Origin of the sequence: Rhizobium terrae, assembly GCF_003425685.1 — a bacterium.
GTDB lineage: Bacteria > Pseudomonadota > Alphaproteobacteria > Rhizobiales > Rhizobiaceae > Neorhizobium > Neorhizobium terrae.
The window spans coordinates 281,987-302,239 of record NZ_QJKM01000006.1; the positions used below are offsets into that span (position 1 = coordinate 281,987).

Sequence of the window (20,253 nt, forward strand, 5' to 3'; positions counted from 1 at the left end):
CCGTCATTCCGCCTTATGCTCTGCCGAAACTCCGCCCGATTCAACGGTTCCAATAGCGTGCCCGGGTCGAGCGCCGCTCTCCGGTGTGACGCGGACAATCCAACAGCGAGGATGCCAGATGGCCCATTCGGCTCGATCGACCTTCAAGCGCACCGTCACGCTGACGGCCGTCCTAACGATGCTGGGCGGGCCCTTGGGCGGACCCTTGCAGGCGATTGCGCAAACCCCGGTGCAGCCGGCTCCGCCCGCGGCCGGCCCGAACGCCAATCCCGCTGCGCCGAGCACGCCCGGCCCGATGCTGCCGGCGCCGCCGACGCCGTCGCCGACGATCAATCCGCCTCCGCCGCCCGGGCCGATGGTCTCGGCCGGCCCGACTTCGATCGCCGACCTGGCGGAAGGGCTGCTCGACGCCGTCGTCAACATTTCTACCTCGCAGAGTGTCAAGGACCAGGGCGCCGGCCCCCAGCCGCAGATCCAGGAAGGCTCGCCCTTCCAGGAGTTCTTCGAGGATTTCTTCGACGGCCAAGGCAACCAGGGCGGCAACCAGAAGGTCTCGTCGCTAGGCTCCGGCTTCGTCATCGATCCTTCCGGTTACGTCGTCACCAACAACCACGTCATCGAGGGCGCCGACGACATCGAGGTGATCTTCCCGAACGGCACCAAGCTGAAGGCCAGGCTCGTCGGCACCGACACCAAGACGGACCTTTCGGTCCTGAAGGTCGAGCCCAAGGCGCCGCTCAAGGCCGTGCGGTTCGGCAACTCGCGCCAGATGCGCATCGGCGACTGGGTGATGGCGATCGGCAATCCGTTCGGCCTCGGCGGTTCCGTCACGCTCGGCATCATCTCGGCGCGCGGCCGCAACATCAATGCCGGCCCCTACGACAATTTCATCCAGACCGACGCGGCGATCAACAAGGGCAATTCCGGCGGTCCGCTGTTCAACATGCGCGGTGAGGTCATCGGCATCAACACGGCGATCATCTCGCCGTCGGGCGGTTCGATCGGCATCGGTTTTGCCGTGCCGACGGAACTTGCGGGAAATATCGTCCACCAGCTGATCGAGTTCGGCGAGACGCGGCGCGGCTGGCTCGGCGTGCGCATCCAGCCGGTGACCGACGACGTCGCCAACAGCCTCGGGCTCGACAAGGCGCGAGGAGCGCTGGTTTCAGGCGTCGTCAACGGCGGTCCGATCAGGAACGGCGAGATCAAGGCCGGCGACGTCATCCTGACCTTCGACGGCCAGCCGGTCAACGAAATGCGCGATCTGCCGCGCATCGTGGCGGAGAGCCCGGTCAGCAAGGAAGTCGACGTGCTGATCCTGCGCGACGGAAAGCAGCAGACCGTCAAGGTGACGCTCGGCCGCCTGGAGGACAGCGCGGACGAGCCGGAGGACGATGGAGAGCCGGCCAAGCCGCAGGAGCAGGGCGAGAACAAGACGCCGAACAACGGGGCGCCGAACGACCAGAAAAGCCAGGCCGAACAGGCCCCCGCCGCGACCTTCGGCATGACGCTCGCGGTTCTCGACGAGGAAAAGCGCAAGAGCTACAGCATTGTCGAAAGCGTCGAGGGCGTGGTGATCACGGCGGTCGAACCCAATTCGCCGGCAGCTCAGAAAGGGCTGAAGGTCGGGGAGGTGGTCGTCGAGGTTGCGCAGGACTTCGTGGAAAATCCGGGAGACGTGGTGAAACGCATCGCGATGCTGAAGTCCGAAGGCCGCCGCAACGCGCATGTGATGGTATCCGACCCTTCGGGGAACCTGCGTTTCGTGGCCCTTCCGCTGGAGTAGGCAGCCCCATCCGCCGGATCGTCATGCCTTCATATCGCATGCTCCTGCCAGTGCGAGCCGCTGGCGGGTATGCTTTTCAGCTCGTGGCGGCCTGTCTCTGCTGCCGCCATTCGTCGCGCGTGATTGCGTAGACGATATGCGGCTTCAGTTGTGGATGTGTGTCCGGCACGCGTGGATGATCGAAATCCATCTCGGCGGCGCGGTGGAGGCCAAGCCGTTTCATGACCGCCGTGGAGCGGTGATTTTCGGTGACCGCGAAAGACACGACGGCGTCGAGTTCCTTCCGGCCGAAAGCAAAATCGAGCAAGGCGCGTGCCGCCTCCGTCACATAGCCATTGCCCCAAAAACGCGTGGCCAGCCGCCAGCCGATCTCCACCGTTCCGATCGGGAAAACATCCGGCATGTTGACCAGGGACAGCCCGCAGAACCCCATCGGTTCGCCGGTCTGCTTCCGTTCCATGCAATAGAAGCCAAGCCCTGTTTCGGTAATGGTGCCGTTCAGCTTATCGAAAAGTGCATCCGCCTCTTCGTACGCCCCCCGGAAGGGGAAAAACTCCATCACCTTCGGATCCGAATTGATCTCCCGGAACAGATGGCGATCGCTGTCGAGCCAGCTTCTGAGTCGCAGGCGTTCGGTTTCAAGGATGATCATCGGATGAGGCATCATAGATCTTATGACGCTTGAGGAGACATCGAATATACCCATTCCTGCAACGATCTTCAATGCGGCTGGCGGTGGTTTTGGCAGCCGCCCGCCGATCAGGCGGGTTATGACTGCGTCGCCACGATATCTGTCTTACGGTAACCCTGGATATAAAGGAGGGCGGTAAGATCGCCGTAGTCGATGCGCATCTTCGCCTGAGCGGCAACGGTGGGCTTGGCATGCAGGGCCACCCCGGAGCCGGCGATACCGAGCATGCCGAGGTCGTTGGCGCCGTCGCCGACGGCGATCGTATCCTCTGGCGAGATGTCGAGCTTTTCGGCAATGGCAAGAAGTGCGTCCACCTTGGCCTGCTTGCCGAGGATGGGTTCAGCCACTTCTCCGGTCAGGTATCCATCCTTGTCGATGAGGATATTGGCGCGGTTTTCATCGAAACCGAGCGTTGCGGCGATGCGGCTCGTGAAGGCCGTGAAGCCGCCGGAGACGAGGGCGGCATAATGCCCCCTGGCCTTCATGGTGGCGATCAGTTCCGGTCCGCCGGACGTCAGGGTGATGCGCTTGGCGATGACATCGTCGACGACGGTGATCGGCAGGCCTTTCAGAAGCGCCACACGTTCGCGAAGGGCGGGCTCGAAAGCGATCTCGCCGTTCATGGCCCGGGCGGTGATCGCCGCAACCTTCTCCTTCAGGCCGACGACGTCGGCAAGTTCATCGATGCATTCCTGGCCGATCATGGTCGAATCCATGTCGGCGATCAGGAATTTCTTCCGCCGCGTTTCCGCTTCCTGGACCACGAGATCGATCGGCGCGCTGGCGATGACGGCGCGCAGATTGGCTTCGGCAGCCCGCACATCCGTGCCGTCGCGCAGTGCAAGGTCGCAGGCAATTCCGTCCGCCAGCCAGTAGAGGCCGGAGGCTTTCACCGCCTCGGCCGCTTGTTCTCCGAGGCTGGCCGAGAGAACGGGGTTTGACGGATGGGCAATGAGCGTGGCAACGAAAGCCATATGAAGACCGACCTTATGGAAACTGTGGACGCGATCCTGATAACCGGGCCGACGGCGAGCGGCAAGTCGGCGCTTGCGCTTACGCTGGCCCGTGAGGCCAATGGCGTGGTGATCAACGCCGACAGCATGCAGGTTTACGATACGCTGAGGGTGCTGACCGCCCGCCCTTCGGACGAGGAAATGGAGGGCGTGCCGCATTTTCTCTATGGGCACGTGCCGGCGACGCGCGCCTATTCGACGGGCGAATGGCTAAGGGACGTGGCGGCGCTTCTGTCGCAGCTGAGGGAGGAGGAACGACTGCCGGTCTTCGTCGGCGGCACTGGGCTCTATTTCAAGGCGCTGACGGGGGGGCTTTCCGACATGCCGGAGATTTCGCAGGAGATCCGTTGCGCCGTGCGGCTGCGGTTGAAGGAGGAAGGAGCCGAGGTCCTGTATGCCGAGCTTGTCCGGCGCGACTTCCGGGTTGCGGAAAGTCTGGAGCCGAAGGACGGCCAGCGGATCGTCCGCGCTCTCGAAGTTCTCGATGAGACGGGGCGTTCCATATCCGAATTCCAGGGCCGGCAGGGGCCGGTGGTCATCGATCCCGAGCGGGCGAGGAAGATCGTGGTGCTGCCGGATCGCAAGATCCTGCACGAGCGGATCAACCGGCGTTTTGAAAAGATGCTGGAAGGAGGCGCGATCGATGAGGTGAGGGCGCTTCTCTCGCTCGATCCGGCGCCCGACGTGCCGGTGATGAAGGCGATCGGCGTGCGCGAGATCGCCGATATGCTGGAGGGCCGGATGAGCCGCCGGGAGGTGATCGAACGCTGTTCCGCGCTGACGCGGCAATATGCCAAGCGGCAGATGACCTGGTTCCGCAACCAGATGGACGAAAGCTGGGAACGGCTCGGCTGAAACGCTTGCCGGACGCGCTCAATCCTTGTCGTAGAGACTGCTGAGCGGCTTCTTGAGGAGGCTTTCGCGCAACGAGCCTTCCCGGCGGAGGAGCGGATTGGGGCGCGGGGCGCTTTCCGGCTGCGGCGGACGCTGGAAGACCGGTGGCGGCGCGTCGGAAGGGCGGTCCCGGCGCAGGTCGGCAAATCGATCGGGACGGGGAGCAAGCGGCGGCTCCGGCGCAGGGCTGCGCGGCAGCATATCCGGTCGATAGGGTTCCGGTTGCGGGGCCTGCGAACCCATCGAGGTTGGCGAGGCTTGCGAAGCCGGCGGAGCTTGCGGCGCCTGTGCTGCAGGTCCCGCGTTCAGATTGACATGGCCGGTCGTGCGCAGTTCGCGGTTCCAGCGTTCGAGTTCGGCATCGCTTGCTGGCGGAAAATCGTCGTCGGTTTCGTCATCGGGGGCGGCCGCGTTCTCCGCAAAGCCCGGATTGGACGCGCCATAGCTCTGCTGGAAGGCGGAAATATCCGGTCCGCTGATGGCGCGCATGCGCGCCACGACCGTGCGCAGATCGACGGTATCCGGCGTTTCCTCGGAGCCCTTTTCGGCAACGCCGTTGGCCTTCGGCAGATATTTCTTTTCGACGCGCGCGAATTTCATGCGCATCGGCACGGAAATGGCCTCGCCGAAGGCGATCGCCTCGCCATTGCCGATCGAGGAGAGGAAGCTGGTGGTCGAGATCGACGAGTTGGGGATAGCCGACTTGATGATCTCCTGGTCGCGATCGTTGGACAGGCGCATGGCGAACAGCGTCGAGCACTGTGACAGGATGGTCTGGTCGAGTTCGCCGGGGCGCTGGGTTATGACGCCGAGCGAGACGCCGTATTTTCGGCCTTCCTTGGCGATGCGGGAGATCGCCTGGCGGGTCGGGAAAAAGCCGAGTTCCCGGTCGGCCGGCACGTAGCGATGCGCCTCTTCGCAGACGACCAGCATGTGGATGGCGCCGTTGCTCCACAACGCCAGTTCGAAGGCCATGCGGCACAGGATGGAGGCGACCGAGTTGACGACTTCCGAGGGGATGCCGGCGAGCTGGAAGGTGGAGATCGGCCGGTCGCCGCCCGGGATGCGGAAGATATGCGCGATCGTCTCCATGATCGTGTCGTTGATCGTGTTGTTGGAGAACATGAAATGATAGCGCGGGTCGTTGATCGCCGACATGATGCGCATCTTCAGCGACCGCAGGAACGGCTTTTCGCCGCGCCCCTCCAGACGGCCGATACGTTCGTCGATCAAGGCGAGCAGATCCGCCATTCGGTAGGGAACGGGCGTATCGGCCGTGACCGAGCTTTTTTCCGTCGTGCGGCGCATCAGCGAGGAATCGCTGCCGCGGAAGGCGCGTTTCGCCTCAGGGATGACATCGCGCAGGATATCAAGCTCTTCAGCCACCGCAGGACGGCCACGGAAGACCACTTCGGAAAACTCTTCGAGCCGCATCAGCCAGAAGGGCAGGTCGAGCGTATCCGTATCGATGACGACAGCGTGTTCCGGAAAGGCGGCGGCGAATTCGTTGTGCGGGTCGAGGATAAGCACGCGCAGCTTAGGATCGGCCTCGATCGCCTTGTGGAGAAGCAGCGACACGGCCGTCGACTTGCCGACGCCGGTCGAGCCGACGATGGCGAAATGCTTGGATAGCATGGACGGGATATGGATGGTCGCGTCGATCGACTCGTCCTGGGTCAACTTGCCGATGACGCAGGTGTCGCTCTTGCCGGTATCGTAGATGCGCAGCAGGTCGGCAGCGCGGATGCGATGGGCGACGGCGCCGAGATAAGGATAACGCGAGATGCCGCCGGAAAACGCATCGCGTCCATCGGGGCCTTTATAGACCTCGCCGAGAAGCTCGCACTCGATATGGAAATGGGTGTTTCCGCCTTCGGTCCAGTTCTTTTCGCCCGCCTGCATTGCATAGGCGAGCGCCACGACGCGGTTTTCGCCGACGCTGATCGAGATCAGCCGGCCGACGGACCAGAGTTCGGTGAGGTCGGTATCGCCATTCTCCGCCACGGCCGAGATGGTTGCGTGAGAGCCGTTGCAGGCGACGACCCGGCCAAGCAGACGGTTGCCGGGCTTGTGGAGGTCCCGACGATCCTGTTCTCCTGCGGAAGCGGAACGGTGGAGATCGTTATTCAACAAACTTCGGGCCCCTGTCATTGGGGTGGCGGATCGGGTCGCAAGTTCATCCGTCGGGCGCTACTCCAAACGGTGCGACTATATGCCGGGGGACTTAACAACTGGTGTAGGAAAAGAAGGCTTGTCAGGGCGCCTGAGCGCAACAAAATCAGACGCATGGCGTTTTTTGGTGCAGGACGACGTTGACGGATGCCATTTATGTGGCTAACAATCCGCGCCATGAAAATCTCGATCGCTCTTATTGTGGTGGGAACGCGCATGGGCAGGACGGTGTAACCGTCCGGCGACAGCCACCCATGCGCGGAAAGACAGGCTCCTCGAAGGGGCCTTTTTTTATGCCTTCAATCCGGCTCGGAGGAGCCGCCGGTCAAAAATCCAGCAGCGAATGGAAGAAGCACAATGACGGATGACAGCAACAAGATGCCAGACAACCAGATGACTGGCGCGGAAATCGTTCTGAAAGCGCTGAAGGACAACGGCGTCGAACACATCTTCGGTTATCCGGGCGGTGCAGTCCTGCCAATCTACGACGAGATTTTCCAGCAGGACGAGATCCAGCACATTCTCGTGCGCCACGAGCAGGGCGCCGGCCACGCGGCCGAGGGTTATGCCCGCTCCACCGGCAAGGTCGGCGTCATGCTGGTGACGTCCGGTCCGGGCGCCACCAATGCCGTCACGCCGCTCCAGGATGCGCTGATGGACTCGATTCCGCTGGTCTGCCTGACCGGCCAGGTTCCGACGACGCTGATCGGCTCCGACGCCTTCCAGGAATGCGATACCGTCGGCATTACCCGGCCGTGCACCAAGCACAACTGGCTGGTCAAGGACGTCAACGAGCTCGCCGCCGTCATCCACGAAGCCTTCCGCATCGCCCAGACGGGGCGGCCGGGGCCTGTCGTCGTCGATATTCCGAAAGACGTCCAGTTCGCGACCGGTACCTATACGCCGAAGCCGGAAACGGCCGCCAATGTCAGCTATCAGCCGAAGACGCAGGGCGACATCAACGCCATCCGCGCCGCCGTGGAGCTGATGGCTTCCGCCCGCCGGCCGATCCTCTATACCGGCGGCGGCGTCATCAATTCCGGGCCGGAAGCCTCGAAGCTCTTGCGCGAGCTGGTCAAGCTTACCGATTTCCCGATCACCTCGACGCTGATGGGGCTCGGCGCCTATCCGGCCTCGGGCGAGAACTGGCTCGGCATGCTCGGCATGCACGGTTCCTATGAAGCCAACATGGCGATGCATGATTGCGACGTGATGATCTGCGTCGGCGCACGCTTCGACGACCGCATCACCGGCCGCGTCAACGCGTTTTCGCCGAACTCCCGCAAGGTGCATATCGACATCGACCCGTCCTCGATCAACAAGAACGTGCATGTGGATATCCCAATTCTCGGCGATGTCGGCGCGGTTCTGGAAGACATGGTCCGCCTGTGGCGTGCACTGCCCAACAGGCCGGCCAAGGCGCAGACGGAGGATTGGTGGACGCAGATCCACCGCTGGCGTGCCCGCAAGAGCTTCTCCTACAAGCATTCCAGCGACGTCATCATGCCGCAATACGCGCTGGAGCGTCTCTACGAACTGACCAGAGGCCGCAATACCTACATCACCACGGAGGTCGGCCAGCACCAGATGTGGGCGGCGCAGTTCATCCATTTCGAGGAGCCGAACCGCTGGATGACCTCGGGCGGCCTCGGCACGATGGGATACGGTTTCCCGGCCGCGCTCGGCGTGCAGGTGGCCCATCCGGACGCACTCGTCATCGACGTCGCGGGCGACGCCTCGATCCAGATGTGCATCCAGGAAATGTCGACGGCGATCCAGTACAATCTTCCGGTCAAGATCTTCATCCTGAACAACCAGTATATGGGCATGGTGCGCCAGTGGCAGCAGCTTCTGCACGGCAACCGCCTGTCGAACTCCTATACGGAAGCCATGCCCGACTTCGTGAAGCTGGCGGAAGCCTATGGCGGCGTCGGCATGTATTGCGACGACCCGAAGGAACTCGACCAGAAGATCGAGGAGATGATCGCGGTCAAGAAGCCGGTGATCTTCGACTGCCGCGTCGCCAACCTCGCCAACTGCTTCCCGATGATCCCGTCGGGCAAGGCCCATAACGAGATGCTGCTGCCCGACGAAGCCACCGACGAAGCGGTTGCCAACGCGATCGACGCCAAGGGTCGGCAGCTCGTTTGAGGACGGGTCGCCACTTTTAAACAGAATTCTGAGGAAACGGACCCAAGACCATGAATGCGCATCAGCAGCCGACGGGATCGGCCTATTTCATCGCTCCGGAAACGGCCAAGGCCGAAAGCCATACGCTATCGATCCTCGTCAACAACGAACCGGGCGTGCTGGCCCGGGTGATCGGCCTCTTTTCCGGCCGCGGCTACAATATCGAAAGCCTGACGGTTTCGGAAACGGAGCATGAGGCGCACCTATCCCGCATCACCATCGTGACGCGGGGCACCCCGACGGTGCTCGAACAGATCAAGGCGCAGCTGGAGCGCATCGTGCCCGTGCACCGGGTGGTCGATCTGACGGTTCGCGCCCGCGATCTCGGCCAGGAACGGCCGATCGAGCGTGAGGTGGCGCTGGTCAAGCTCGTCGGGCAGGGCGAACGTCGTGCCGAGACGCTGCGGCTGGCGGATGCTTTCCATGCCAAGGTCGTCGATGCGACGGTCGAACATTTCATCCTGGAAATCACCGGAAAATCCTCCAAGATCGACCAGTTCGTGGCGATCATGAAACCGCTCGGGCTGATCGAGGTCTGCCGTACCGGGATCGCGGCGATGAACCGCGGGCCGCAGGGGATGTAATGCGGCGCGTGTAACGAAGGGAATGCAACGCAGTGTGTTGCCGGGTGAAGGCGAGGGACGAGCGATTGCAGAAGGACTGGCTTCCTCCGCCCGGCGCGCGTCTCGGCGCGACCTTCTACGTGCGGCAATCCCAGCCCTGGCTCAGCCATTATTTCGGCGTCGACAGGCTGGAGGCGACACTTTCGCCGGGCATCGGCGGCGTCATTCTCTGGGGCGGCCGCATTCCGGCGAAGGCGGCCCGGGTCATCGCCCGGATGCGCGGTCTGCCGCGCTGGTTTCTGGAAGACGGCTTTTTGCGATCAGTCGGGCTCGGCAAGGAAAATGCCTTGCCGATCTCGATCCAGATCGACGATCTCGGCATGCCGGTGAAGGCATCGACGCCCTCGCGGCTGGAGCGGCTGATCGCGGGGTCCGTCGACAGGGACGTGGCCTTGTTGGGTGCGGACATCCGCGAGGCGCTCGTCCGGGAAAAACTCACGAAATACAACAACCTGCCGCACAGGGCGCCGAAGCTCGAGCCGACGACGCGGCGGCGTATCCTGCTGATCGACCAGGTGTTTGGCGATGTTTCCGTACCCATGGCGGGAGGATCGCCGGGAAGCTTTGCACGGATGCTGGACGACGCGTTGGCGAGCGGCGCGCAATGCGTGGTGCGCACCCACCCCGACGTGATGGCGGGTTTCCGCAAGGGCTATCTGACAGAGAAAGCGGCGCAGACGCCGGGCGTGATCCTGATGGCGGATGCCATTTCGGTCGCGTCGATTCTCGGCGTCGTCGATGAGGTCTGGACGGTGTCGAGCCAGTTCGGCCTCGATGCGATGCTGCGCGGCATCCCCGTGCGCTGTTATGCCGGGCCGTTTTATGCGGGCTGGGGGCTGACGGACGACCGGCTTGGCGAGCGCTCCAAGGCCATGCTTTCGAGACGGACGGCGCGGCCAAACGTCGATCAGTTGACCGCCGCCGCTTTCAGTCTCTATCCGGTCTATCGGGACACTGCAGGCTGGAACGAAATCGATGTCTTCCAGGCGATCGATAAATTGGTTACCGAACGGAGACAGCTCGATCTCGACTAGGGCCATCCGCTTCCATGGCCCCGCCGTTCGCTCCGGCGTTCCGAGCCGACGTGTCCTGACCGACTTAATTCCTTATCCAATCCTGCCTGTGCAGGCTGGTCAGGACCTCATCTTTCCACGATCCGTCCGCAATGCACCGGCGCCGACGCGGCTCCTCGGCTGTGTGTTTGTAACCAAATCGCTTCTGCAAATCCCATGACGGCTCGTTTCCGACAAAATAGCCGTTGCGAATTTCAAGCAGATTCAACGTGTCAAAAGCGAAACGGATACGTTCGCCGAATGCTTCGCGTCCATAACCTCGACGATGGTAAGCCGCGTTGATCCAGATTCCACCGCCCGCACGACTGCGCCCTGGATCGATGTTGTTCAGGCTGACGCCGCCGATGACTGCGCGGTCGGCTTTCCGCTCGATCGCAAATTCGTAATCAGGATGCTCGCCCTCATCAGGCGAAAGCCGCCGGCAATGTTCAAGCCATTTCAAGCCGTCCGATCGCTGGTATGGGTGCGGGACGAATGCCAGCCAAGGCGAGACCCTGAGGTCATTCAGGCCTTCAATCAGCTGGTCGAGGTCGGCGAGCCTCCAGGGGCGCAGGACGAGTGCCTCGGTTTCCAGTATCGCTTCCATATTCACCTGCGTTTTGGGCTACGAAGAGACTATAACATTTCCAGCGGGCGCTTGCGGTCCGGCGGCGGGAAGGCGGCGTCGAGGGCTGCCCAGTCCTCGTCGCTGAGTTCCAGGTCGGCCGCTTCGGCATTTTCCCCGACGCGATCGGGATGGGCAGATTTCGGAATGGCGATGACACCGTCGCGCTCCAAGAGGAAGGCGAGCGCCACCTGGGCGGGGGTCGCCTGATAGGCCTTGGCGATGCGGATCAGTTCTCCATTGCGCAGGATGCGGCCCTGCTCGATCGGCGAATAGGCCATGATCGGGATACCGCGCTGCTGGCACCAGGGCAGGAGATCGTATTCGATGCCGCGGCGGGAGAGATTGTAGAGCACCTGATTGGCGGCGCAGTTCTGCCCGTTCGGTACGTCCAACAACTCCTGCATGTCGTCGAGATCGAAGTTCGAAACGCCCCAGGCGCCGATCCTGCCGGCGCGGCGCAGCTCTTCGAACCCGGCGACGGTTTCGGAAAGCGGGTGTTCGCCGCGCCAATGCAAGAGGTAGAGATCGAGGCGGTCGGTCCCGAGACGCTGCAGGCTGCGTTCGCAGGCATCGATCACGCCGCGGCGGCTGGCATTCCAGGGATAGACCTTGCTGACCAGAAACACCTCGTCGCGGCGGCCGGAGATCGCTTCGCCGGTGATTCTCTCGGCGCCGCCCTCGGCATACATTTCCGCCGTATCGATCAGCGTCATGCCGAGGTCGAGGCCGCATTTCAGGCTCTCGACCTCGATTGCCGCCTTGCGGGCGTCCTCGCCCATGTTCCAGGTTCCGAGGCCGAGCGAGGGCACGGAAATGCCCGAGGGCAGGGTGACTGTCGGGATATCGGGCATGGTCGACCTCGATCGTCGCATCGGGAAGGGCATGGCCATAGACATATGGCTTTTATCGAAGGTTCCAAGTTCTGCTTGAAGATCGTCCACAACGATCCTATCACCGAAGGACAAGCCGTCCGCGACACGAGACGGCAGGCACAATGGGGTGGTTTGGCATCCGGGGAGATCACATGCCGCTGGAAACATTTCTGGCCCTCGTCCTGTTCGCCTTCACGACCTCGATCACGCCGGGGCCGAACAACATGATGCTTTTTGCGTCTGGCGTGAATTTCGGCTTCACCCGCACCATTCCGCACATGCTCGGCATCGGCGTCGGTTTTTTCACGTTGCTGCTCGCGGTCGGGCTCGGGCTTGGCGCGCTGCTGCATACCGTACCGCTCGTCTATACGATCCTGAAATTCGCCGGCGGCGCCTATCTCGTGTGGATCGCCTGGAAGATCGGCATGTCCCGCAGCCTCTCGGACGGCAAGACGGGCGCACGGCCGATGACCTTTCTCGGTGCCGCCGCCTTCCAATGGGTCAATCCGAAGGCCTGGATCATGGCTGTGACGGCGATGGCCACATATACGAACCCCGAATATTACCTGGCGACCGTGCTTTTGGTCGGAATGGCGTTTGCGCTCGTCAACGTGCCGAGCGTTTCCACCTGGGCCGGCTTCGGTTCGGCGCTGCGCGAATGGCTGTCCGTGCCGGCGCGGCTCAAGTGGTTCAACATCACCATGGCCGTCCTGCTTGTCGCAAGCCTCTGGCCGATGTTGAAGTAAGGAGACCGCCATGTCCGAAGACCATCATCACGATCACCACCATGGCCACGACCATCACCACGACAACCGTTACAGCGACATGCAGGCGCGAGTGAGGGCGCTGGAGACCGTGCTGACGGAGAAGGGACTGATCGATCCCGGCGCGATCGACGCGATCGTCGAGACCTACGAGACGAAGATCGGGCCGCGCAACGGCGCGCACGTGGTGGCGAAGGCCTGGAGCGATCCGGAATTTGCGGACTGGCTGAAGCGCGATGCGACGGCGGCGATTGCGAGCCTCGGTTACAGCGGCCGGCAGGGCGAGCATATGCGGGCGGTCTTCAATACGCCCGATACCCATAACCTCGTCGTCTGCACGCTCTGCTCCTGTTATCCCTGGTCGGTGCTCGGCCTGCCGCCCGTTTGGTACAAGGCGCCGGCCTATCGCTCGCGAGCCGTCATCGATCCGCGTGGAGTGCTTGCCGAATTCGGCCTGACATTGCCTCACGACAAGAAGATCCGGGTGTGGGATTCCACGGCGGAGCTGCGTTATCTCGTCATTCCCGAGCGGCCGGAAGGCACGGGCGGGATGGGCGAGGAGGAGCTTGCAAATCTCGTCAGCCGTGATGCGATGATCGGCACGGCGGTTGCGGGAGTTCAGCCATGAACGGGCCGCACGATCTCGGGGGGCAGATGGGGTTCGGCCCGGTGGCACCTGAAAAGGACGAGCCGTATTTCCATGCGGAATGGGAAAAGCGGGTGCTCGGGATCACGCTTTCCTGCGGCGCCTTCGGCGCCTGGACGATCGACGAGAGCCGGCATGCCCGGGAGAATATTCCGCCTGCCGATTATCTCGCGGCGAGCTACTACGAAATCTGGACACGCGCCCTGGAAGTGCTGCTCGAACGGCATGGGTTCGCGACCAAGGCCGAGGTCGATGCCGGCGCCCGGCAGATGGCGCCGGCGACGCCGAAACGCGTCCTGAAGGCGGACATGGTGGCGGATGTGCTTGCCCGTGGCGGTCCTTGCGACCGGCCGGTGGAGACTGAGCCGCTGTTCCAGCCGGGCGACAGAGTGAGGACGCGGAATTTCAATCCGGAGACCCATACGCGGCTGCCGCGCTACGCCCGTGCGAAGACGGGCGTGGTCGAGGCGGTGCAGGGCTCCTACGTCTTTCCGGACGACAATGCGCATGACAAAGGCGAGAACCCGCAATGGGTCTACACGGTGGTCTTCGATGCGGCGGAGATCTGGGGCGAGGGCGCCGATCCGACGCTGACAGTCTCGATCGACGCGTGGGAGAGTTATCTTGAGCGCGTGTGAGCTTCCGTCGCCGCTGGCGTCGTCGGTCGGCCTGCCGAAGTCCCCGGAGGGTGACCCGGTGTTTCCGGAACCTTGGGCGGCGGAAGCCTTTGCGATGACGGTGCATCTGCACGAGAAGGGCCTGTTTACCTGGAGCGAATGGGCCGAAGCGCTGTCGCGGGAAGTGCATCGGGAAGGTCGTGCGGAGGACGGCAGCGACTATTTCGACTGCTGGGTGACGGCGCTTTCCAGCCTATTGGTGGAAAAGGGCGTGGCGGATGCGGATGCGATCCTGGCGCTGCAGCAAAGCTGGCAGAGGGCGGCGGAGGCGACGCCGCATGGCAAGGCGATCGAGTTGGCGAATGATCCGCTACGGTGAAGATTTGCTGCGGCCTCTGTGGGCCGCCATGCTTGGAAATGTTCCTCATCCGGCTTCGTCCTGCGGACCCTTTTTCCCCGTTCTGACGGGAAAAGGGATATGTCGCACCGGTCTGTCTCATCTCCGAGGTTTACTGCCTTCGGTGACTGGAAATCGGAACTTGCAGCTTGCGTCCTTCTGCCGGCGTGCCGGGACAAGGTAACGTGAGCCGGACGAGAGGCGGCTAAGCAGGTGAACTCCGTCACGACGGAAACTGCCGGTAACATTCCTCGGCGATCTTCTGCAGCAGGTCGCGGGAGATTTCGCCGGTGACAGCGTAACCCAGTTCGCCGTCGATCCAATAGAAGGTTTCCACCTTGCTGGCGGAAGCGAAACGGAAGCTCGTCGTGCGGTTTTCCTTGTTGCGGCCGACCATGACGGTAATGCGCTGGCCGGTCTGGTCCTCGTACATGAACATCGCCCCCGGTTTGCCGGCAACGGGGAGCAGGCGACCGCCGACCAGCTTGAAGCCGAGCGTCTGCAGGTTCGGCACTTTCAGGTCGGCGATCGACAGGCGCTTGCCGAGCCAGGTAGCGAGATGCGCTTCCTCGTTGGCGAAGACCTCGACCGGATGGCGCACCTCGCCGGCATAGACGAGGAAGGCGGTGCGCGCCTCGCGCGGGAGGATTTCCGTGTAAGCGAGCTGGATATCCGGGCGCTGGAAAAGCGGCGGGACATAATGGCCGCCTGCGGCGCCCAGTGCGAAGATAACGACGGCGGCAGCGGCAAGCGCAACGCGGCGCTGCGGCCGGACGCGAGGGTGCCGGGAGGCGCCGGCAAGAAGCTGGATGTCACCGAGTTTCGACTTTTCGTAGCCGGCGAAGGCGCTGCGAATCTCGTCGTTCTGCGCCTGCCAGTCGGAGACCATGTCTGCGGCTTCGGGGTTTTCGGCCAGGAAACGTTCCACGCGGATACGATCGACCTCGCCGAGCAGGCCGTCGGCATAGGCGTGCAGGTCCGCTTCCGAAACGGAACGGGCTTCGGTCATCGGGGTCTCCGCAATTGAATGACGTTTTCCTCCCGCATCTTTTCCCGCAAGGACCGGCGCGCCCTGGAGAGCCGCGACATGACGGTGCCGAGCGGCACGTCCAGCATGTCGGCGACGTCCTGATAGCTGTGGCCCTCCACGACCACCAGCATCAGGACGGCGCGCGCCTCTTTCGGCAGCGTTTCCAGCGCCCCGACGAGACGTCTCTTTTCCAGCGGATCGTCGGAAACCGGGCTTTCGGCCAGATTTTCCGCCTCCTCGATCCCGACGGAAGGCCGGCGCGCGATCGAACGGCGCGCGTTGAGGTGAAGATTGGTCATGATCCTGTAGGCCCAGGATTTGAAATTCGAGCCGCGCCACTGGCTGCGGTTTATCAGCGCCTTCTCGACGCAGTCCTGCAGCAGATCCTCGCATTCCGAATCCGACCGCGTCAGGCTGCGCGAATAACGCCTGAGCTGGGGCAGGAGGGCGAGGATCTGCGCCTCGAAGGAGAGCGGCGCGGGAGCCTGTGCCTCGCGCGCCGTTTCCATCGGGGAGCCTGTCTGATCAGGGTTTTGCAAGGTCCCAAACACCGTTCACGCCGTCGCCGGTGATGTCGCCTTCCTTGGTGTCCTTGACCCAGTAATAGAGCGGCATGCCGTCCTTGGCCCACTGCTTCGACCCGTCCTTGCGGGTGACGAGCGAGTATGCACCATCGGCCTTAGCATCGGAAGCGGCCATGACGGGCGGCCAGTTCTTGGCGCAATTGTCGTAGCAATTGGAGGTGCCGGGCTTGTCGTTCTTGAAGGTGTAGAGGGTCATGCCCTTTTCGCCGGCAAGCACGTCGCCCTTGGCGGTCTTGACGGTCTTGAACGGACCGGCGGCGAAGGCAATACCGGTCATCGCTGCGAACGCGATCGACGCGAGAATGAGCTTTTTCATGGATCGTCTCCCTGGTTGACGGCCTCCCGGAACTCTCCCCCGGGGTTACCAAAGCCAAGACACCGGAGGATGCGGATTTATTCCGTCGTCTTCGGAAGATTCTTCAAAAAATCGATAGTTATCTCTTGAGCTAAGTGTTTGCAGATGATACTTAGCCTTATGGAAAACTATTCGGAACAGCTGGACGGGCTGTTCCAGGCGCTGGCGGATCCGACCCGCAGGGCGGTCCTGGTACGGCTCGGCACGGGACCGGCGAGCATCAGCGATCTCGCGGCACCTTTCGACATGGCGCTGCCTTCCTTCATGAAGCACATCCGCTTCCTGGAGGAGAGCGGTCTCATCCGCACGGAAAAGGAGGGACGGGTCAGGACCTGTTCTCTCCAGCGATCGAGGTTTGCGATGGTCGAGGGCTGGCTTTCCGAACAGCGGGCCATCTGGGACGGCCGCACCGACAGGCTCGAACAATTCGTTCTGGCGAAACAGGACAGGGAGAAAGGCAAATGATGCAGGGTTTCAATCCGGATCTCGACCTCACTATCTCGCGGGTCATCAAGGCGCCGCGTTCGGCGATCTGGAATGCCTGGACGGACAAGGCGAGTTTCGAACAATGGTGGATTCCCGCACCGGCACTCTGCCGCGTCGTGGCGATGGACATCCGGCCGGGCGGCGCCTTCGAGACGCAGATGAGCGAGAACGGCGGAGAATTCGGGCCGCACCTGAACGCCTGTTTTCTGGCTGTCGAGGAGGGGCGCAGAATCGTCTTCACGAATGCCCTGACCGGCGGCTGGCGGCCGGCGGAGCAGCCGTTCATGACGGCGATCGTTTCCTTCAACGATCATGCCGAGGGAACGGAATATCTGGCGCATGTCATGCACAAGAGCCCGGACGACCGGAAGATGCATGACGAATTGGGATTTTTCGACGGCTGGGGCACGGTGATTAGCCAACTGGCGAAGATGGTCGAAAGCAGGCAGTAGCGCTAGACCAGCCGGATGTCCGGCTTCGTCAGCATCAGCCAGAAGATGCCGATAACGGCGAAGAAGGCCGGGAAACCGCAGGCGAACCAGATGCGGTAGAGCCTAAACCATTCTGGCGGCAGGGGCGATGCATTCGCCTGGGCCGTGCGGGCGATATCTCGCAGGCGGATCTGGATCCAGACGACTGGCAGCCAGAAGAGGCCGGTCATCACATAGAGAATCAACGAAAGCACGATCCAGCCGTCCGTCAGCGACCAGCCGGTGGTCCTTGCCATCAGATAACCGGTGACCGGCTGCAGCACCACGGCGGTGGCGGTGAAGATCGTGTCGGCGAGCACCACCGTATTGGCGGTATGGGCTATGAGCTTCGGGTCTTCGGTGCGGCGGGCGATCACCATGAAGAAGGCGATGCCGGCGCCGGTTCCCAAAAGCACGGTGGCGCCGATGACATGCAGAAGGCGAAGGATGCTTTCAACTTCCATCAGCGTTCGTCCAGCGTGGCAAGCGCCGTCAGGGTGAGGGCGAGTGACGGCAGGACCTTGACCATTGGCCCGAGCGGATCAAGCCAGAGCTGAGGTTCCATTATGCTGCCGCCGGCGAGATATGCGAGGCTGACGGCGATCATGCCGAGGAACGCTTTTCTCGCTGCCGGACGCAGGAGAACGGCAAGGCCAAGCAGGATATCGACGAAGCAGGTGCCGATCGTTACAGCCGTTGCGGCCGGAATCGGCATGAAGGGCAGGAAATGTGCGGCTGCGGCGTCGAGGCTCATGAGCGGGATCAGGCCGGACAGGAGCCAGAAAAGGGAGAGCGTTAGGATGATCACAGGCTTCAGCAGATAGAGGCGGGCGAACCAGAGGTCCTGCACGCCGCTCGGATATCCGGCGAGCGTGGCGGCGGCATCAGCGAGGTAGAGGCCGGCGGGCGTGGGCCGCGTGCTCAGGACGCCTTCGGACATGGCGGTTATTGCCGTCGAACGGAGCGGCGAACGCCAGCCGAGGTTTCCCGCGAGATCGGCGGCCCAGGCAACGGGTTTTGCCAAAACAGGCGGCAGCAGGACTAGAGCCGCTGCATCGAGGCCGAGCCACGCGCGGTGCAGCCGCACCAGATCGGCGAGCGTGGTGGTTCTTTCCGACGCGAGATCGAGATCGTTTGCCGGCGGAATGGAGCCGTCCACCGCACGCGACACAGCCTCGGCGACATCATCGACCGAAACCGTGGCGACCGGGCTTTCCGCATGGATGAGTGGCAGGACGCCGGGAAAACTTGCCAGAGATCGCAGAAGCGCCGTGCCGCCATGGGCATTCCGGCCGATCACGAGGGCCGGCCGCAGGATGACGAAGGGAAGGCCGCTTGCCGCGAGCGCCTCGTCCGCCCGGCGTTTGGTGGCGAGGAAGGCGAGCGTGCCGGCTACGCCGTCGGTACGGGCTGAAATCTGGACGATTAGCCTGCCGCAAGCCAATTTCGCAGCTTCATAGAGCGCCAGCATGGCGTTCTGTTGGGTGGCAAGAAGATCATCAGACAAACCGTCCTGCAGTGCACCGGCGCAATTGACGATGACGTCCTGGTCCTCGATCAGGGGCCGCCAGCCGGCAACCGACAGTGTCGCAAGATCGGCGTTGAGCCATCGGGCGGTCGGCCATTTCAGGCGGGCCTTTTCCGGGCTGCGACCAAGGCCGGTGACCGCATGTCCATCGGCGACGAGCCTTTGCAGGATCGCCGAACCGATAAAACCCGTTGCGCCGAGAATCAGAATCTTCATGATTCGAGCATAGGCGCTGCGCGTGACGAGAGAACAGCCTCCCCGGTTTTGATTCATCTTTCGTTCTTTTTCTGTTGCGCTTGCCATTCGAATCCTGCCAAGTCGCGGCCATGCAATTTGCACCGCAACAGGATGAGGCCCTGAAGGCCGTTTCGAACTGGCTGAAAGAGGGCCGCAGCCAGGTTTTCCGGCTGTTCGGTTATGCCGGCACCGGCAAGACGACGCTTGCGAAATATTTCGCCGAACATGTGGACGGCGATGTGCTGTTTGCAGCTTTCACCGGCAAGGCGGCGCAGGTGCTTCGCTCGCGCGGCGCGCGCAACGCCAAGACGATCCACTCGCTGATCTACCGGCCGCGCGGCGAGGAGGCGGTCGAGGACGAGGAAACCGGCAAGACCTCGATCGCGCCGATGTTTTCCATCAACCGGCAGAGCCCGGTCGCCAAGGCGGCGCTGATCATCATCGACGAATGCTCGATGGTGGACGAGGCGCTCGGCAAGGACCTGATGAGCTTCGGGACGCCGATCCTGGTGCTCGGCGATCCCGGCCAGTTGCCGCCGGTCTCAGGCGGCGGGTTCTTCACCGAGCAGGAACCGGATTACCTGTTGACGGAAATCCATCGCCAGGCCCGCGACAACCCGATCATCAAACTTGCCATGGACGTGCGCGAGGGCAAGGAGATCATGTACGGAGACTACGGCACCGCCCAGGTGATTTCCCGGAACGAGGTGACCCAGCCGCTGGTGCTGGAGGCCGACCAAGTCCTGGTCGGCACCAACAAGACCCGCAAGCGCTACAATCAGCGGCTTCGGGAGCTCAAAGGGTTCACGGCGGAATATCCGCAATCCGGCGACAAGCTTGTCTGCCTCCGGAACGACCCCGCCAAGGGCCTGCTCAACGGTTCGCTGTGGCAGGTGATGAGTTCGTCGCGAGAGACCGTGAAACCCGGCATCAACCTGATGATCAAGCCGGAAGACGACGACATGGATCGTGGCGCGGCCAAGATCAAGCTTCTGAAGCAGGTTTTCGAGACCGAGGAGGAAATCCCCTGGTCGACGCGCAAGCGCTACGACGAGTTCGACTACGGTTATGCGCTGACCGTGCACAAGGCTCAAGGTTCGCAGTGGAACCGGGTCGTGCTGTTCGACGAGAGCTGGGCCTTTCGCGACACGCGCGAACGCTGGCTTTATACGGCGATCACCCGCGCCGCCGAGACGCTGACGATCGTCCGCTGATTTC

The 20,253-nt window shown here is 62.8% G+C and carries 22 protein-coding genes; 12 read left to right on the forward strand and 10 right to left on the reverse strand.

Features of this window, described 5'->3' with window-relative positions:
* Window positions 1–118: 118 nt before the first annotated feature.
* The gene (locus tag DMO26_RS13330) at window positions 119–1,786 is read left to right on the forward strand and encodes a Do family serine endopeptidase (RefSeq protein WP_117192555.1); all 1,668 of its coding nucleotides are present in this window, start codon (window positions 119–121) and stop codon (window positions 1,784–1,786) included.
* 76 nt (window positions 1,787–1,862) lie between these two features.
* Here DMO26_RS13330 and DMO26_RS13335 read toward each other — a convergent pair whose 3' ends face one another.
* Window positions 1,863–2,438, reverse strand: coding sequence for a GNAT family N-acetyltransferase (locus DMO26_RS13335; protein WP_117192756.1), 576 nt, complete (start codon window positions 2,436–2,438; stop codon window positions 1,863–1,865).
* Between the two features lie 116 nt (window positions 2,439–2,554).
* A complete protein-coding gene (gene serB / locus DMO26_RS13340) occupies window positions 2,555–3,451 on the reverse strand; it encodes a phosphoserine phosphatase SerB (RefSeq protein ID WP_117192556.1) in 897 nt (298 codons plus the stop codon).
* Between serB and miaA the strand changes: the two genes are divergently transcribed.
* Window positions 3,452–4,345, forward strand: coding sequence for a tRNA (adenosine(37)-N6)-dimethylallyltransferase MiaA (gene miaA, locus DMO26_RS13345; RefSeq protein ID WP_117192557.1), 894 nt, complete (start codon window positions 3,452–3,454; stop codon window positions 4,343–4,345). It abuts the gene before it with no gap.
* Window positions 4,346–4,363: 18 nt separating this feature from the next.
* On the opposite strand, the gene DMO26_RS13350 is transcribed toward miaA, so the two are convergent.
* Window positions 4,364–6,517, reverse strand: a complete 2,154-nt coding sequence (locus DMO26_RS13350; RefSeq protein WP_117192558.1) for an ATP-binding protein — start codon at window positions 6,515–6,517, stop codon at window positions 4,364–4,366.
* A gap of 396 nt (window positions 6,518–6,913) precedes the next feature.
* Here DMO26_RS13350 and DMO26_RS13355 point away from each other — a divergent pair, with 396 nt between their 5' ends.
* From DMO26_RS13355 to DMO26_RS13365, 3 genes are all read left to right on the forward strand, one after another.
* Window positions 6,914–8,707, forward strand: coding sequence for an acetolactate synthase 3 large subunit (locus tag DMO26_RS13355; protein WP_117192559.1), 1,794 nt, complete (start codon window positions 6,914–6,916; stop codon window positions 8,705–8,707).
* A gap of 50 nt (window positions 8,708–8,757) precedes the next feature.
* The gene (gene ilvN / locus DMO26_RS13360) at window positions 8,758–9,330 is read left to right on the forward strand and encodes an acetolactate synthase small subunit (RefSeq protein ID WP_117192560.1); all 573 of its coding nucleotides are present in this window, start codon (window positions 8,758–8,760) and stop codon (window positions 9,328–9,330) included.
* A gap of 65 nt (window positions 9,331–9,395) precedes the next feature.
* Window positions 9,396–10,403, forward strand: a complete 1,008-nt coding sequence (locus tag DMO26_RS13365; RefSeq protein ID WP_117192561.1) for a capsular polysaccharide export protein, LipB/KpsS family — start codon at window positions 9,396–9,398, stop codon at window positions 10,401–10,403.
* A 64-nt stretch (window positions 10,404–10,467) separates the two neighbouring features.
* Here the strand turns inward: DMO26_RS13365 and DMO26_RS13370 are convergent, their stop codons facing one another.
* Window positions 10,468–11,028: a GNAT family N-acetyltransferase gene (locus DMO26_RS13370; protein ID WP_117192562.1), complete on the reverse strand. Its 561-nt coding sequence runs from the start codon at window positions 11,026–11,028 to the stop codon at window positions 10,468–10,470.
* 29 nt (window positions 11,029–11,057) lie between these two features.
* Complete coding sequence (locus tag DMO26_RS13375; RefSeq protein ID WP_117192563.1) at window positions 11,058–11,900, reverse strand: aldo/keto reductase; 843 nt, start codon at window positions 11,898–11,900, stop codon at window positions 11,058–11,060.
* 173 nt (window positions 11,901–12,073) lie between these two features.
* Here DMO26_RS13375 and DMO26_RS13380 point away from each other — a divergent pair, with 173 nt between their 5' ends.
* The 4 genes from DMO26_RS13380 to DMO26_RS13395 are packed head-to-tail and all read left to right on the forward strand — an operon-like array spanning window position 12,074 to window position 14,327.
* A complete protein-coding gene (locus tag DMO26_RS13380; RefSeq protein ID WP_117192564.1) occupies window positions 12,074–12,667 on the forward strand; it encodes a LysE family translocator in 594 nt (197 codons plus the stop codon).
* A gap of 10 nt (window positions 12,668–12,677) precedes the next feature.
* Entirely contained in the window at window positions 12,678–13,313 is a 636-nt protein-coding gene (nthA, locus tag DMO26_RS13385; RefSeq protein ID WP_117192565.1) for a nitrile hydratase subunit alpha, read from the forward strand.
* Window positions 13,310–13,969: a nitrile hydratase subunit beta gene (gene nthB / locus DMO26_RS13390; RefSeq protein ID WP_117192566.1), complete on the forward strand. Its 660-nt coding sequence runs from the start codon at window positions 13,310–13,312 to the stop codon at window positions 13,967–13,969. Before nthA ends, nthB begins: the two co-directional genes overlap by 4 nt.
* On the forward strand, window positions 13,956–14,327 hold the full coding sequence (locus tag DMO26_RS13395; protein WP_117192567.1) for a nitrile hydratase accessory protein: 372 nt from the start codon (window positions 13,956–13,958) through the stop codon (window positions 14,325–14,327). Before nthB ends, DMO26_RS13395 begins: the two co-directional genes overlap by 14 nt.
* Before the next feature lie 241 nt (window positions 14,328–14,568).
* On the opposite strand, the gene DMO26_RS13400 is transcribed toward DMO26_RS13395, so the two are convergent.
* The 3 genes from DMO26_RS13400 to DMO26_RS13410 are packed head-to-tail and all read right to left on the reverse strand — an operon-like array spanning window position 14,569 to window position 16,275.
* Window positions 14,569–15,354, reverse strand: a complete 786-nt coding sequence (locus tag DMO26_RS13400) for an anti-sigma factor family protein (RefSeq protein ID WP_117192568.1) — start codon at window positions 15,352–15,354, stop codon at window positions 14,569–14,571.
* Window positions 15,351–15,884 carry an RNA polymerase sigma factor gene (locus tag DMO26_RS13405; RefSeq protein ID WP_117192569.1) on the reverse strand — a complete coding sequence of 178 codons (534 nt, stop codon included), beginning with the start codon at window positions 15,882–15,884 and terminating at the stop codon, window positions 15,351–15,353. Before DMO26_RS13405 ends, DMO26_RS13400 begins: the two co-directional genes overlap by 4 nt.
* A gap of 16 nt (window positions 15,885–15,900) precedes the next feature.
* Complete coding sequence (locus DMO26_RS13410; protein WP_117192570.1) at window positions 15,901–16,275, reverse strand: COG4315 family predicted lipoprotein; 375 nt, start codon at window positions 16,273–16,275, stop codon at window positions 15,901–15,903.
* Window positions 16,276–16,434: 159 nt separating this feature from the next.
* Here DMO26_RS13410 and DMO26_RS13415 point away from each other — a divergent pair, with 159 nt between their 5' ends.
* Both DMO26_RS13415 and DMO26_RS13420 read left to right on the forward strand, forming a co-directional pair.
* Window positions 16,435–16,779, forward strand: a complete 345-nt coding sequence (locus DMO26_RS13415) for an ArsR/SmtB family transcription factor (protein ID WP_117192571.1) — start codon at window positions 16,435–16,437, stop codon at window positions 16,777–16,779.
* Window positions 16,776–17,252: an SRPBCC family protein gene (locus tag DMO26_RS13420; RefSeq protein WP_117192572.1), complete on the forward strand. Its 477-nt coding sequence runs from the start codon at window positions 16,776–16,778 to the stop codon at window positions 17,250–17,252. Before DMO26_RS13415 ends, DMO26_RS13420 begins: the two co-directional genes overlap by 4 nt.
* Window positions 17,253–17,254: 2 nt before the next feature.
* Here DMO26_RS13420 and DMO26_RS13425 read toward each other — a convergent pair whose 3' ends face one another.
* Both DMO26_RS13425 and DMO26_RS13430 read right to left on the reverse strand, forming a co-directional pair.
* Entirely contained in the window at window positions 17,255–17,734 is a 480-nt protein-coding gene (locus tag DMO26_RS13425; RefSeq protein ID WP_117192573.1) for a DUF2269 family protein, read from the reverse strand.
* Window positions 17,734–19,014 carry an SDR family oxidoreductase gene (locus DMO26_RS13430; RefSeq protein WP_117192758.1) on the reverse strand — a complete coding sequence of 427 codons (1,281 nt, stop codon included), beginning with the start codon at window positions 19,012–19,014 and terminating at the stop codon, window positions 17,734–17,736. Before DMO26_RS13430 ends, DMO26_RS13425 begins: the two co-directional genes overlap by 1 nt.
* A gap of 110 nt (window positions 19,015–19,124) precedes the next feature.
* Between DMO26_RS13430 and DMO26_RS13435 the strand changes: the two genes are divergently transcribed.
* The gene (locus DMO26_RS13435) at window positions 19,125–20,249 is read left to right on the forward strand and encodes an ATP-dependent DNA helicase (protein ID WP_117192574.1); all 1,125 of its coding nucleotides are present in this window, start codon (window positions 19,125–19,127) and stop codon (window positions 20,247–20,249) included.
* The last annotated feature ends 4 nt before the right edge of the window (window positions 20,250–20,253 follow it).